At 51.6% G+C, this 14,816-nt stretch carries 13 protein-coding genes; 2 read left to right on the plus strand and 11 right to left on the minus strand.

Annotated features, from left to right (window positions below):
• Nucleotides 1-69 precede the first annotated feature (69 nt).
• The 7 genes from HMPREF9469_RS00860 to HMPREF9469_RS00890 form a co-directional block, all read right to left on the minus strand.
• Nucleotides 70-867 (minus strand): ABC transporter ATP-binding protein, encoded by a 798-nt coding sequence (locus HMPREF9469_RS00860; RefSeq protein WP_007858211.1) that lies wholly within the window; start codon nucleotides 865-867, stop codon nucleotides 70-72.
• A complete protein-coding gene (locus tag HMPREF9469_RS00865) occupies nucleotides 867-1,802 on the minus strand; it encodes an ABC transporter permease (protein ID WP_007858212.1) in 936 nt (311 codons plus the stop codon). The genes HMPREF9469_RS00860 and HMPREF9469_RS00865 overlap by 1 nt, the downstream gene beginning before the upstream one ends.
• 238 nt (nucleotides 1,803-2,040) lie before the next feature.
• Entirely contained in the window at nucleotides 2,041-3,108 is a 1,068-nt protein-coding gene (locus HMPREF9469_RS00870) for an ABC transporter substrate-binding protein (protein WP_007858214.1), read from the minus strand.
• A gap of 143 nt (nucleotides 3,109-3,251) precedes the next feature.
• Nucleotides 3,252-4,652: a sensor histidine kinase gene (locus HMPREF9469_RS00875; RefSeq protein ID WP_007858223.1), complete on the minus strand. Its 1,401-nt coding sequence runs from the start codon at nucleotides 4,650-4,652 to the stop codon at nucleotides 3,252-3,254.
• Nucleotides 4,653-4,689: 37 nt separating this feature from the next.
• Nucleotides 4,690-5,376, minus strand: coding sequence for a response regulator transcription factor (locus HMPREF9469_RS00880; protein WP_007858226.1), 687 nt, complete (start codon nucleotides 5,374-5,376; stop codon nucleotides 4,690-4,692).
• A 172-nt stretch (nucleotides 5,377-5,548) separates the two neighbouring features.
• Nucleotides 5,549-6,544, minus strand: coding sequence for a dipeptidase (locus HMPREF9469_RS00885; RefSeq protein ID WP_007858228.1), 996 nt, complete (start codon nucleotides 6,542-6,544; stop codon nucleotides 5,549-5,551).
• Between the two features lie 115 nt (nucleotides 6,545-6,659).
• The gene (locus HMPREF9469_RS00890; RefSeq protein ID WP_007858230.1) at nucleotides 6,660-8,321 is read right to left on the minus strand and encodes a SulP family inorganic anion transporter; all 1,662 of its coding nucleotides are present in this window, start codon (nucleotides 8,319-8,321) and stop codon (nucleotides 6,660-6,662) included.
• A 207-nt stretch (nucleotides 8,322-8,528) separates the two neighbouring features.
• Between HMPREF9469_RS00890 and HMPREF9469_RS00895 the strand changes: the two genes are divergently transcribed.
• The gene (locus HMPREF9469_RS00895) at nucleotides 8,529-8,864 is read left to right on the plus strand and encodes a PadR family transcriptional regulator (RefSeq protein ID WP_007858231.1); all 336 of its coding nucleotides are present in this window, start codon (nucleotides 8,529-8,531) and stop codon (nucleotides 8,862-8,864) included.
• Nucleotides 8,865-8,878: 14 nt separating this feature from the next.
• Nucleotides 8,879-9,796, plus strand: a complete 918-nt coding sequence (locus HMPREF9469_RS00900; RefSeq protein WP_007858238.1) for a DUF2812 domain-containing protein — start codon at nucleotides 8,879-8,881, stop codon at nucleotides 9,794-9,796.
• Between the two features lie 67 nt (nucleotides 9,797-9,863).
• On the opposite strand, the gene HMPREF9469_RS00905 is transcribed toward HMPREF9469_RS00900, so the two are convergent.
• The 4 genes from HMPREF9469_RS00905 to HMPREF9469_RS00920 form a co-directional block, all read right to left on the minus strand.
• Nucleotides 9,864-11,039: an ABC transporter permease gene (locus HMPREF9469_RS00905; RefSeq protein ID WP_007858239.1), complete on the minus strand. Its 1,176-nt coding sequence runs from the start codon at nucleotides 11,037-11,039 to the stop codon at nucleotides 9,864-9,866.
• Nucleotides 10,993-11,751, minus strand: coding sequence for an ABC transporter ATP-binding protein (locus tag HMPREF9469_RS00910; RefSeq protein WP_040415295.1), 759 nt, complete (start codon nucleotides 11,749-11,751; stop codon nucleotides 10,993-10,995). The genes HMPREF9469_RS00905 and HMPREF9469_RS00910 overlap by 47 nt, the downstream gene beginning before the upstream one ends.
• Nucleotides 11,752-11,814: 63 nt before the next feature.
• Complete coding sequence (locus tag HMPREF9469_RS00915) at nucleotides 11,815-13,587, minus strand: efflux RND transporter periplasmic adaptor subunit (RefSeq protein WP_007858241.1); 1,773 nt, start codon at nucleotides 13,585-13,587, stop codon at nucleotides 11,815-11,817.
• A gap of 16 nt (nucleotides 13,588-13,603) precedes the next feature.
• Nucleotides 13,604-14,773, minus strand: coding sequence for an S-layer homology domain-containing protein (locus tag HMPREF9469_RS00920; protein WP_007858242.1), 1,170 nt, complete (start codon nucleotides 14,771-14,773; stop codon nucleotides 13,604-13,606).
• Between the last annotated feature and the right edge of the window lie 43 nt (nucleotides 14,774-14,816).

Genomic DNA, 14,816 nt, shown 5'->3' on the forward strand with positions numbered 1-14,816 from the left:
CATACAGCGTAAAGTATATCACAAAATTGTATGGGAAAAAGTGAAATATTTCTTAAATTTCGTAAGGAATTATTTGGAGAGCATCATTCTGTCATTGGCAAACTCGCCTCCGCTGGCTTCGGAGAACTTTTTAAGAAGATCATCCACGGTAAGATTTTTCTTGGCCTCGCCGGAAATATCGTAAATGATACGGCCGTCATTCATCATAATGAGACGGTTGCCGATCTGGATGGCGTCCTTCATGTTATGGGTTACCATAAGTGCTGTAAGCTTTTGTTCCGTTACCATTTCATTGGTCAGGTCCAGAACCTTTTTTGCAGTCTGGGGATCCAGGGCGGCCGTGTGTTCATCCAGAAGCAGGAGCCTGGGCTTCTGAAGGGTTGCCATCAGAAGTGTCAGGGCCTGACGCTGTCCGCCGGACAAAAGTCCCACCTTGCTGGTCATCCTGGTCTGAAGCCCAAGGCCCAGGCGGGTGAGCATATCCCTGTAATAGTCTTTTTCATTGGCGCGGATCCCCCAGCCCAGACCGCGCCTCTGCCCTCTTCTAAAAGCCAGCGCCATGTTTTCCTGGATCTCCATACCCGCGGCCGTGCCCTTCATGGGATCCTGGAACACGCGTCCGATGTATTTGGCCCGCTTGTGCTCCGGCTGTCTGGAAATATTGATCCCGTCTATCTCTATCTTTCCCGAATCAATGGGATACACCCCTGCTATCATGTTGAGCATGGTGGATTTACCGGCGCCGTTGCCTCCTATGACAGTGACGAAATCACCGTCCTTCAGGGAAAGGTCGATACCGTTTAAAGCCCTCTTTTCGTTGATGGTTCCCTTGTTGAATGTCTTTCTCACATTAGTCAGTACCAGCATCAGCTTTCCCCTCCTTCTGAATATGCCCTATAGGCTTTCCATTTTGCGGCCGCCACCGGGATACACAGGGCCAGGGCCACAATGATGGCGGAAAGCAGCTTCATATAGTTTGGATTCAGCCCCAGCTGCAGCACAACGGCACGGATCACAAAATAGATAACGGAACCAATGACCGCTGCCGCCAGTTTGCAGGCAAAGTTGCGGAACCATCCAAAGATCACTTCTCCGATCACGATGGCCGCCAGTCCGATCACAATGGCTCCGGTGCCCATCTGTATGTCTGCGTATTTCTGGCTCTGGCACACCAGTGCTCCCGACATGCCCACCAGACCATTGCTGATCATCAGGGCCAGGAGTTTGGTAACACTGGTATTGACCCCCAATGCCCGTATCATATCCTCATTATTGCCCGTTGCCCTGAGGGCGCTTCCTATTTCCGTGCCAAAGAACCAGTACAGGACCGCCACAACGATCACCGCCGCGATAATGCCGATCACCTGGGAGGACTGGGCCTGGTTCAGCCCCGTGGCCCCTGAAAGCTGGGTCACCATGGAATCCACCTTCAGAAGAGGAAGGTTGCTCTTATTGCCCATGATCCACAGATTGATGGACCACAAAGAAATCTGGGTCAGGATCCCTGCCAGAATGGATGGGATTTCAAACACGGTGTGCAGGATACCTGTGACAAAGCCTGCCGCCATGCCCGCAAGGGTGGCAAGAGCCAAGGCCGCCACCGGGTCCATGCCCCTGTTTACGATCAGCATGGCGCACACGCAGCCGCCCAGGGCAAAGCTGCCGTCCACGGTCAAATCCGCGATATCAAGCAGCTTATATGTTATGTACACGCCCAATACCATGATCCCCCAGAGCACACCCTGCCCCACTGCATCCAACAGCGCGGGGCCCATGCCCTGCAGCGCATTTAGTATATTCATTTTAAACCTCCATTTGTAGTGCATTTTCGTACTGCTATTTTGATCATTCTATAAATAGCTTGCCCAAACCTCCCATGGCAGCGCGCTCCGGCTTGAGCAAACCATCTATCACATAACCAGTTTTAACCAAAAAAAGATTGCTCCTGAACGCTAAAATGGGGTGCCGCAGGTTCCGGCGGATCTTCATGTCCGCCGGAACCCCGCAGCACCGCCTTTGGGAAACATCCTGATAAAAATATTACTTCAGATTAGATACATCGATTCCAAGTGTGGAAGCTGTCTCCTCATTGACTGTCAGCTCACACTTTTCAGCCGGAAGGTACTCGATTGGCATATCGGCCGGTGAAGCTCCCTCAGTAAGGATCCTCACTGCCTGCTGGCCGGTCATGTAGCCCAGCTGGTAGTAGTCGATCCCGTAAGTTGCAAGACCGCCGTTCTCCACCATTCCGGACTCTCCGCAGATAACAGGAAGTTTGTTGTCCCCTGCAACCATGCCCACCGTGGTCATACCGGCCGCAATGGTGTTATCCGTTGGCGCGTAGATGGCATCCACCTTGCCCACCATGGACTGCACAACGGTCTGGATCTCATTGGAGCTGGATACGGTGAAATCCTGGCTGGTCATTCCCGCCGCCTCAATGGCTTCTTTTGCCATCTGTGCCTGGATCTCGGAATTGGACTCTGCTGAGCAGTACAGGATCCCCACTTTTTTTGCATCGGGAAGGATCTTCTGAAGCAGCTCCACCTGCTCCTTTACAGGGGTCAGGTCAGAGGTTCCTGTTACATTGCCCCCTGGCTTTTCATTGGTATCCACAAGGCCTGACTCAGCAGGGTCGGTCACTGCTGTCACAAGCACGGGTGCATCTGAAACAGCGCCTGCCACGGCCTGTGCTGCCGGGGTCGCAATGGCCAGGATCAGATCCTTTTTGTCATTAGCAAATTTGGATGCAACGGTCTGGCAGGCGGACTGGTCGCCGGATGCGTTCTGCTGATCCACCTCATATGCGATTCCCGCATCATCCAGGGCTGCGATAAAACCTTGGTTTGCCGCATCCAGAGCCGTGTGCTGGACCAGCTGAAGGACGCCGATCTTATAAACCGTGCCGTCCGCTGCCTGTGCAGATGTCTCCTTGGCTTCCCCGGCATCTTCCTTGGATGTCTCAGCCGCCTCTGCAGCGGTTGCCGCTGCGGTATCTGCCGCCGTGGTGTCTGCTGCTGTCCCTGCCGTGCTGCCGCCGCATGCGCTCATGGACAGAACCATGGCACCCGCAAGCACCAGAGACATGATCTTTGATGTTTTTTTCATAATGCTCTCTCCTCTTTTCATCCCATAGATTGCTCCCGTTCAGGGATGTTTTCTATCATACTACAAAAAAATTCCGCCGTCAATTTTATTACTTTAAATTCCTGCGAATTTAAAGCGATAAAGTGTATTTTTTTGCGTACAATCTATTTTTCACAGCGGTTTAAGGGGAGAGAGACTACAAATTCCGTGCCCTGTTCCAGCCTGGAGGTCACATGGATGGTTCCATGATAAAAATTCACAATATGCTTCACAATGGAAAGTCCCAGGCCCGTGCCTCCCTGTTTGCGGCTGCGCCCCTTATCCACGCGGTAAAACCGCTCAAAAATGCGATCTAAGCTCTCCTCAGGGATCCCCATTCCGTTGTCCCGCACCCGGATGACCATGTTGTCGTCCTGCTCCCGGATATTGATCCAAACCTGTCCTCCTGGGTGATTATATTTTACCGCATTGCTTAAAAGATTGGTGAGAAGCTCTTTGATCTGCTGGACATTGGCCTTTATGCACAGGGGCTGGCAGTCCACATGCATGAACACCTGGCTGGATGCCGCCTGGGGCTTTAAGCTGTCCATGATCTCCTCCAGCAGCACGCTGATGCGCACATCGGTCATCACCACCTCCGCATCCTTTGCCTCCAGCCGGGAAATCATCAGGATATCATTGATAAGGCCTGTCATATTGGCCGCCTCCTTCTTAATCCTCCTGGCAAAATCCATTTTCATGGACTCATCCTGGATCATCCCGCTCTCCAGCAGTTCCGCATATCCCTGGATCGAGGTAATGGGGGTCTTCAGCTCATGGGATGCATTGCTGAAAAATTCCTGGCGTATCTGTTTTTCCCTGTCGATCTGGCTCAGATACTCCTTCACATTCTGGGACATATTAGTGATGGTCTCGGCAATGACATTGATCTCCGGATACTGGTACCTGTCAAAATGCAGCTCCGTGTAATCCCCCTTTACCTGCAGCATTTTCCTGGAAATATCCCTCATGGGCCTGGTGACCGAGGACACAAACCGCTGGGTGGTGATCAGGGAGCACAGCATAGCCGCCCCAAAGCTTACAATGGCGGCAGGCAGCAGCATGGGAAGGTATTCGCTGATGCCCGAATAGGGTACGGCCAGCCGCAGGACCATGTCGGCGTGGTCCGACCGGCAGGCCACGTAAAGCATGGTCTTCCCCAGGGTGCTGGAATACCTTCTGGCATGCCCTTCCCCCTTTTCCACCGCCATCCGTATCTCTTCCCTGCCCAGATGATTGTCCAGATACTCCGCATCCGCATCCGAATCCGTGATAACGGTTCCATCTGTCCTGATCAGGGTGACCCGGCTGGAATCCTGGTCTGTAAATGCCTCCAGCTTGTGCATCTGGCTCATCAGGTCCCCGTCATAATCCAGTATGCTGTCAATGGCCCTGATGGTGTATTTCATGTCCCGGCTGGACGTGGTCAGGATCATATTGCTGCTGGCAATATAAAAGATGACGCTGTTAATACACAGCGCCGCTAACAATACAAGAATAAAGCGTTCCAATATGGCTTTACGCATGATCTCCTCCTAAGGTAACTCCAACATACTCAGCGAGCTATGCTTCCGCCTTGATCATGCGGTAGCCCACTCCCCTGACCGTCTTGATACAGGATCCCCCCTCTCCGCCCAGTTTCTGGCGCAGGGTACGTATATGCATATCCAAGGTCCTTGTCTCCCCGTCATACTCATAACCCCATATCCGGTTTAGCAGTTCATCCCTTGTTACCACCCGGGACTGGTTTTCCAAAAGATATACCAGAAGTTCAAACTCCTTCAGGGTCAGCTCCGACACCCGGCCGCTGCTCATAACCTCCCTGGTCTTTCGGTTTACGGAAATCCCCTGGTAAGACAGTACGTCCCGTTCCTCCTCCCTCCTGGTCCTGCGCAGCAGGCTTCGGATACGGGCTGACAATTCCAGGACCCCAAAAGGCTTAACCATGTAATCGTCCGCCCCGCAGTCCAGTCCAACCACTTTGTCCAGTTCCTTTTCCTTGGCGGTCAGAAGCATGATGGGAATATCCTTAAGTCCTTCTGAAAGCCTGACCTGCTTGATCGCCTCAATTCCGTCCATCCCCGGAAGCATCCAGTCAAAGATGGCAAGGTCCGGCTTTTCTTCCTTCATCCTTGCCAGGCCCTCCTCGGCTGTCTCAAACCCTTCCGGATCATAGCCAAAGCCCTCCAGGGCAATCTTTAACAGGTTCCTGATATTCTCATCATCCTCTATGATATAAATCCGTTCCATCTCTGCTTCTCCGCCTTTCTGAGTATGTAGCTTCCACGTATAAGACTGCCATCCGTGTACAAGGCTGCCATCCGTATACACACGGCCGTGCATGGAAGATATGTAAACAGCATACCAAATGCAAGTAAAATCCGCCCCATGGAATTGTAAAATCTGCGTAAATTTTTTACGATCAGAGGATTTCCCTGTATAATCCCAGGACATTTTTATAAAAAACAGCCTCTATGTCCGACTGGGAAAAGCCTTCCCTGCTCATGGCATCTGCCAAAAGGGACAGCTGGGATGCGTCCTTCATCTCCAGTTCACATTCGATCCCGTCAAAATCAGATCCCAGTCCCAGACAGCCGATTCCGCCTATGTTGCGGATATGCTTCATGTGATCCACCATATGGGAAATGCGGCTGATCTCAGATTCTCCCTCTGCAAAATCGTGTAAAAAGCAGGAGTAGTAATTAATCCCCACCACTCCTCCCCGCTCCGCCAGGGCGCGTATCATCTCATCAGTAAGGTTCCTGGCATGGGAGGCAACTGCCCTTGCATTGGAATGGCTGGCCACAAACGGTTTTTTTGTATGGCGGAACACATCCCAGATCCCCGCATCGTTTAAATGGGAAATGTCGATGATCATTCCCAGGCGCTCCATTTCCCGGACAAACCGGACCCCTGTTTCTGTCAGGCCGTTTTCCGTGTCCGCCACCAGACGGGAACGGCCATTTTCCTGCATTTCCCTTTTGTTTGGAAATGCCAGTTCATTTGGATAGTTCCAGGTCAGGGTCATCATCCTGACACCCAGCCGGTAGAAATTGCGTAAAAACCCCAGTTCCCCCTGGCAAACGCCTCCCTCCTCAATGGTCAGAAGGGCCGACATCTTTCCCTGCTTCCAGTTCTCCTCAATATCTTTGTAGGATTTTACAATACCGATCATATCCCTGTGGGCTTCCATCTCATTATAGAATGTATCCAGAAGCTGCATACAGTATTCAAAGGGCTTCCCCTCCGCCCGGTCCAGATTGGTATATAGGGCAAAGTTTTGGAGCCCGTAATCACCTGCCTGCATTTTCTTAAGGTCGATCATCATGGAATTCTCCAGGATCGATGCGTTTCCGCCCGCCCTGTGATCCTTATATATTTCTGAGATGGTGTCACAATGCATATCAACAACCTTCATACCTGTTCCTCTTTTCCCGGCCCTCCCTGCATGTCTTCCTCATTCCCTGTCATGGAGCCGTTTTTGTACTCTCAATCTATTCGGGACCGCGTCAAATTATTCAGTCACTCACAGTCTATACTGATTCAGCTGTTCTGTCAATCATGGCAGCGCGGCTTAAGGCCGCGTCAATAGAGACAGCTATATTATCCCTGCCGATCTCCAGGTCAAAACCGGACTTTTCCATCACTGACATGGGCTGCTCATTGACATGGGACAGGATCATTGTGATGTGTGCTTTGCGGCACCGGGCATGAAGCTTTTTCAGGCTGTTTAACGCAGTTGCATCCATGGCTGGAACACTTCTCATGCGCAGGATCAGGACCTGTTTCTTTGTGTCAAGGGGAATCTGGGCAATCTTGTCCGCTGCGCCAAAAAACATGGGGCCGTCCACCTCAAACACCATCACATGCTTTGGCACCGGCTTTAAGTCAATTCGTTCCCTGTCATCCCCTTCCCTGTCATCCTCCTCATACTTCCATCCATATATATCGGAAACATCAGACATCCGTTTCATAAACAGCAGGGAGGCCAGGACCAGCCCCACTCCGATGGCCATCACCAGATCAAACACCACGGTGAGGAAAAATGTGATCAGCAGTACTGCGGTATCGCTTTTGGGAGAGGTCTTTACCACATCCAGAAATTCCCTCCACTCGCTCATATTATACGCCACCATAAAAAGGATGGCGGCAATGGCCGGCATGGGGATCAGAGCCGCATAGGGCATAAGGAAAATAAGGACTAACAAAAGGACGGCGGCGTGGACCATACCGGCCACCGGTGTGCGCCCCCCGTTCTTAATGTTGGCCGCAGTCCTGGCAATGGCTCCCGTGGCCGGGATCCCGCCAAACAGGGCGGAAGCCGCATTGCCCGCTCCCTGGGCGATCAGTTCCATGTTGGAATTATGCTTTCCTCCCACCATGCCATCTGCAACCACACAGGATAAAAGGGATTCAATGGCTGCCAGGACCGCAATGGTCAGAGCATCAGGCATGACCCTGCGGACCAGTTCAAAGGAGATCTGGGGCAGGTGAAAAGCGGGCAGGCTGGAGGATATGGTGTACAGATCCCCAATGGTATTTACTCTCAGATCCAGGCCTTTTACCAGCACGGCGGAAACGATCACCGCCACAAGCGAGGGGGGTATCTTCTTAAAAAATCTGGGCCATATAATAAGGATTCCCAGGGACAGCGCCCCCACCGCTACCGCCATGGGGTTAAAGGTGCCTGCACAGGCAATGACTTCATGAAGCTTTTCCATGGTCTCCACAGGGGATGTTTCAAATGTCAGTCCCATAAAGTCCTTGATCTGCCCAATGAATATGGTGACAGCAATACCGGTGGTAAAACCAGTGGTGATAGTATATGGAATGAACCGGATCAGGCTTCCCAGGCGCAGCACGCCCATAATGATCAGCAGAATGCCGGCCAGGATCGTGGCCACCGCCAGTCCCTCCGTCCCATTTTTGATCACGATACCGGCAACAATGGTGGCAAATGCAGCGGTGGGCCCTGCGATCTGCACCTTGCTTCCCCCTAAAAAGGAGATCACAAAGCCGGCCACAATGGCAGTGTAAAGGCCCTGTTCCGGCGTCACACCCGAAGCAAGGGCCAGGGCGATGGACAGCGGGAGGGCTATGATCGCCACAATAATGCCCGATACCACGTCATTGACAAACTGTTCTTTGGAATACTGTTTCATGGACAGAAACAGCTGCGGGGTTAAATCTTTCATACTCTTCTCCTACCCTTTTGTATAATTATAAAAATTCTATAAACAGCTTTACTATAAATGGTAACCAAGGGTCATATCAAGAGCTTTTTTTCATGTTTCTCATCTAATACAAAACATACTTGACTATATCGAATATCGATATTATAATTATTATATCGAATATCGTTATAGTGTATCATACCAGCAACTAAGAAAGCAGGTGACAACATGCCGCGGATACAGTTTCAGACCCTGACGGAACCCATGTACTATATACTGCTGATCCTCCAGGAACCGCATTACGGGTATGAAATCATGCAGGAGGCTGCAGCCCTTACCCAGAACCGTGTACAGATTGGAGCCGGCACCCTGTATGCGCTTCTGGCACGCTTTGAAGATGAGGGGATGATACGGCAGACCGCAGTGGCGGACCGGAAAAAGATTTATTGTCTTACCGGCCACGGTCACCACATTCTTATGACCGAATATAAACGTCTGGTATCCATGGTGGAGGACGGCCGCAGCCGGCTGAAACCGATATGGGATGACGAGCATCTCAAATGATGGGAGGTTTTACGATGAGAGGTCTTGGAAATGAACAATATGACGCACAGTGGGAGATTCCGTTCCATATGACCGAATACAAAAAGCTGGAACGTTTTTTAGAAGAAAAGGCCATGGAGGGCTATATGATCGAGGGATTTACCCCCTTTTTCCAGAATGGATATTTCAGCTATCTGACGCCCGGCAGATACCACTTCTGCGTGGACATCTACCCTAAGAAGATTACGGCAAAGCTGTTGGCATCAGATGAATTTAACGAGTACCTGGACGCCTGCAGGACCAGCGGATGGACGCCGAAGACCTATTATAAGAATCTGGTGATCTTCTGCTCTGAGGCCGGCCAGCGGCCCATGGAACTTCAGACCGACCGGGCGCTGGCATATGAACTGCTGCGGGATACCACTCTGCGCACGGAAGAAAGGCAGCTTTTTGTCCTGTTCCTGCTTAACATCGCCCTGTTTGCATTTTTTATTCCCTCAAGCGTGTCCATTGCAAAGGAGGGAATGGATGCCGGCACACCGTTTTACCCTCACCTGCTCTATGTGGCCGCCCTGCTGGGTGCCGATGCCCTCGTATTTTTCAGCCGTCTAAAACGCCATATGGAAATAAAAAAAGCCCTGCGTGAAGGGCTTCCCCTGCCAAAAGGCAGGATGCAGACCCTGAATTGCCTCACCTGCATCCTGTTCCCCATGGCATTTTCCGCAGCGGTCATCCTCATGCTTTTGACCAGCCGTTCCTTTGTCCTGGCAGGCATAGGGCTCCTGCTGCTGTTCGTCTTCCTGATGCTGTGTTTCCCTCTGAGGGCCAGGACCATGGCTTGGCTTGGGCGTCTTCCCCTGTCAAGGAATGACCAGGTATCTGCCGCCGTATTTGCCCTGATCTATGTGGCAGCCTTCTTTGTGCTGATCGGTCTGTACCGGTGGCTTTCCTGAAATCCCTTGTCTGTGACCGGGATAATCCAGCTTCCCCGCCTGTTTTATTTTGCATGCCCACATCCCTCTACTCACTTCTGAGCGCATCGATGGGGTTTAAATTAGCAGCCCTGTTGGCCGGCATATATCCGAACAAAAGGCCGATGCCCACCGACACGCTGAAGGATATGGCGATCGCAGCAGGAGTAGGCGTTGCCGTTATCCCAACAGCTGTTCCCACCAGTGTGGTGGAGATACAGCCAATGAGGATCCCCACAACCCCTCCCAGGGAACTGGTTACCGCTGCTTCTATGACAAACTGGCGCATGATGGTCCCTTTGTCGGCTCCCAGGGATTTCCTGATCCCGATCTCCCTGGTGCGCTCTGTGACAGATACCAGCATGATGTTCATAACCCCCACACCTGCTACCAGCAGGGAGATGCCTGCGATCCCGCCTAACATGGCGCTCATCATGGCAATCTGTTCATTCAGGGAATCCAGCATCTCGCTCATGGCAGTGACCCGGTACAGATCATCATCCTTAAATGTCTCATAGAGGAAATCTTCGATCGCCGTAACACAGTCATCTGACAGGTCAGTATCCACCGATGTAAAGGTATAGCTGCTTATGACCGCGTTCCTGGACATTTTAACAGCCACGCTGTAGGGCAGCCAGACAAAATCATCTGTGCCCCCGTCATCCATGTCGTCCTCCTCCTGAGCCACCACACCCACGATCTTAAATGAATATCCCCCGATTTTAATGGTCTGGTCCAGGGCGCTTTGGGCGCTGCCGTAAAGCTCTTGGGCCACAAATGCTCCTATGACGCAGACCTTCTGCCTGGACATGATATCCGCATAGGAGATATTCCGTCCGGCTTCCATTGTGTATTCCTTTAAATCCAGATACTGTTCGCTGTAGCCGCCCACACTGGTGGAATCCATCTCATCCGTACCGTGCTTTACCGTGGTTGATAAGCTTACATTGGGGCTGAGTTGGGCAAACAGATCCGTATTATCCTCATAGAACGCATACATTTCATCTACATCCAGGGAACGCGAGGTCAGGTTGGTCACGCTTACATTGATCTGATTTACGCCCATACTTGCAAAGCTCTCCACCACACTGCCCATGTAGCCGTTTACAAGGCTTACCAGAATAATGACTGCCGCAACGCCGATGATAATTCCCAACATGGTCAGGAATGAACGCATTTTATTGCCCCATATGCTCTTTAGAGCCAGCTTGAATGATTGAAGCATAGTCTTTTACATCTCCGTCAAAATTGATCTTCCCATCTGCGATCCGCACCACCCGTTTTGCTTCCATAGCAATGGAATTGTCATGGGTGATCATCACAATGGTGTTGCCCTCGTTGTTTAGCTTCTTTAAAAAGTTCAGCACATCCCTGCTGGTCCTGGAGTCCAAGGCTCCGGTGGGTTCGTCCGCCAATATCAGGGACGGATTTCCGGCCAGTGCCCTGGCTATGGATACCCTCTGCTGCTGGCCGCCGGACAGCTGGTTGGGAAAGTTCCTCCATTTGTCCTCAAGGCCAACCCGCTCCAGTGAAGCCATGGCCCGTTCCTTACGCTCCGCTGTCCCCGCCCCCGCATACAACAGGGGAAGTTCCACATTTTCCAATATATTCAGCTTGGGCAGCAGGTTGTACTGCTGGAAAATAAATCCGATCATACGGTTTCTGACTCCGGCCAGCTGCTTATCCGTCATATCGCTGACATCCTCGCCGCCCAGATAATAATCCCCTTTTGTGGGCACATCCAAAGCGCCTATAATGTTCATCAGCGTGGATTTACCGCTTCCCGACTTTCCTACAATGGCCACAAACTCTCCACGGCGGATCGTAAGGTTTACATCATCGCTGGCCCGTATCTCTTCACCGCCCAGATAATAAATCTTATAGATATGATTCAGTTCGATTAACGGTTCTCCCAAGGAGGCCGACTCCTGTGTCATCTCCATACATATGGTTTCCTTTCTCACTTCATCTAAAGGGGCCGCTGATCCGAATTGCCGAAATTACCTTGGACCGCCGCCCTGGCCGCCACCGCCGCCTGGGCCGCCCTGGCCGCCTCTGCTGCCCTGGCCGCCGCCACCGCCGGGACCGCCTCCCATGTCCATCATAAAGACGCTGGTGTTGGATGTACTGGTTTCCGCCACATATACCACATCTCCCTCTGACAGTCCGCTCTTGATCTCCACATAGGAATCGCTGACCAGGCCGGTTTCTACTTCCACTGCCCGGAATCCGGCCGGAACAGGACCTGCCTGCTGGGTCACCGTGTCATCCTTTACATAGACCTGGTTACCCCGCATCAGGGCATCTGACGGAATTGCCAGAACTCCTGTTGCCTCATCCAACGTGATCACTCCGTCCACATTCATTCCCGGAAGAAGATCTCCCATCTCATCCATGGTCACCGTAACCGGATAGGTGGTCACTCCGTTGGAGTAGGTGCTTTCCAGGCTTACATTGGTCACCGTGCCCGTATAAGTCTCCCCCTCAAGGGCATCCGCTGTCACCGTCACCTTCTGTCCCACCTTTACGCTTAAGATATCCAGTTCGTCAATGGACATTTCAAAGGTAAGTCCCGAAAGATCGTAAATGGTGGCAACCGTGGTAGTGCTGCTGGTATTCCTTGATATATTATCGCCCACCTTATAGCTTTTAGTGATCACCTGACCGGATATGGGAGCGGTTATGGTGTAGTCATCATAGGTGTCCTGGGTGTTGTCCAGGCTGCTCTGGGCGCTCTCCACCTTTTCCTCCGCATTTTCCATTGCATCTGAATAGGTTTCGATCAGATCCTCTGCTGTCTTTGTGGTCATCAGGAAAACAGGAGTTCCCACAGTCACGTAATCTCCCTCATCCACCAGAAGGGATGCCACCTCCACGGTGGCCGACAGCTCTGCGTTCATGGTGGTGTCTATGGTGGCCATAAAAGTGCTGTCCTCGCTTCCCACGAATTCACCGATCTGTGCCGTTGCCCTTGTGGATGTGGTAAGACCGCCCGGATTTGCCGCCTGGATGGTTACATTACGCACCATACGTCCTCCTGTAAGGGCCACTTCCTGGTTGGCTACTGCTGTCACCGTACCCGCCACCTGCTCCCCTGTATCCACCAGTGTAAGAACCGCCCCCATTCCCGGCGCAATCAGGGCTGCCTCCCCGGATAAGAAGGGAATCCGTATTTTCATCACATCATCGCTGTAAAGCTTGGCAATGGTAGTGTTATTGCTCACCTTGCTGCCCGCGCTGATGTTCAGCTCACTGATATAACCTGTTTCAGTGGCCTTGTATGTATTGCCGCTGTAATCGCTGAGGGCCTCATTGTATTCCTGTACCGCCTTTTCATAATCCTTCTGGGACCGTTCCAGGGAATTCTTGGCATTGCTCAGCTGTGACTCCACGCTGGTCCTGTCAATCTCGTAGAGGACCTGCCCTTTTTCAACCTGGTCCCCCTCCTCAAAATCAGCGCTTATGACCTCCCCCTCCGCCAGGGCCGTTATGCTGTAGGAATCCTTGGCCGACAGGGTCCCTGATGAGGACAGTTCTGAAACAATATCCCTTGTCTCCACCGTAGCCGTATTCACGGCATTTGCCTCTGCAGCCGCGGTTCGGGCAGCCTGCCTGCGCTGCAGCACCACCACTATGACCACGGCGGCAAGGACCAGCATCGCAATGATGATCTTCAGCCTGTTTTTCTTTTTACCCTTTTTCTTCGGCTTATCCGTTTCCCCTGCCTGTTTTTCTTTTCGTTTTAATAATGCCTTTATGCTGGTCTTTTCCATAAGTCACCTCGTCCCATTAGTATTCGATGGCATCCACTGCCGTGTAAGAGCCGTTGCTCTCATTGCAGACAAGAACCACCTCATCACCCACTTCCAATTGTCCGTAGATGGAGAACAGATACTGCAGTTCGGAAGAATTCAGCTCCACTGTCAGGTAACCGTCACTGTCCAGGGAATCATCCGTGTCAAAGTCATCATCTGAATTGTCCTCATCAATCTCAATCCGGACAGAAGTGGGAGTCATAACATCTGTGGACTTATAGTAAATATTCTTGATCTCGCCTTTTAACAGCACATAGGAGTTGTTGCCTGATGAGTCGTCCTGGTCCCAGGCACTGGTTGTATAGGCCCAGATGGTCTTGGATTTTACATTGTAATAGATAACAGCAAATCCCGCATCCTTCTGGGACAGTTTAACAGACTCCAGGGTACTGGCCACCCCATTAAGGAATACATTGGCATTCTCCGTATCAAAGGGAACAGACTGGGCCACGCTGAAGCCTTTTCTTACAAGGATGGGGCCCTTGCGCTCGTCCTCCAGGATACTGATGGGGTTGATTTCCCCATCGCTGTTTAATTCGCAGTCCAGAACAGCGCCGTAGATACTGCTGCTGTCCTTGGGAGTGGTTTTCAGAAGGTTATAAAACATGTTCATACAATCCGTCTGGTTCAGCACCTCATCCCCCTGCCGGTTTACCTCCTCGTTTAGTTCCAGGTAATTAAACTTGGAGATCCTTGAGGATGCCAGATCACCGGTAAAGTCCTCATCCGTATAGCCCAGCATGGTCAGAAATGCTTTTACGGCATCCTTGTATGTTATGTACTCATCCGGTTTAAAAAGGCCGCCCAGAAATCCGCTCATCCATCCCTGGGACGCCGCGATCCTGATATATACCGCATTGGGGTTGGTGCTGGGCACATCGGCAAAAACCGAAACGCTGACAGCGGGCAGATTCTCACGGTAGCTGGAGGCATTGACCAGCATCCTTGCAAAATCCCCTCTTGTAACCTGTTCCGTATAGTTTGTCACATTTAAAATTCCTGTCAGATTTACCACCTGTTTTCTCATATCAAAATTGGCAGATGAAGTATTCGCCATCACTGTAACAGGTGCTGCCCCGGTGATCCCAGTGATGATTGCCAGAGAACCGCTTAAATACCGGCAGGCTGCGCATCGTCTGTTCATATCTCTTGCTCCTCTCAAATCAATGGTTGGAAAAATAGCATAA

Origin of the sequence: [Clostridium] citroniae WAL-17108 (assembly GCF_000233455.1) — a bacterium.
Classification (GTDB): Bacteria; Bacillota; Clostridia; order Lachnospirales; family Lachnospiraceae; genus Enterocloster; species Enterocloster citroniae.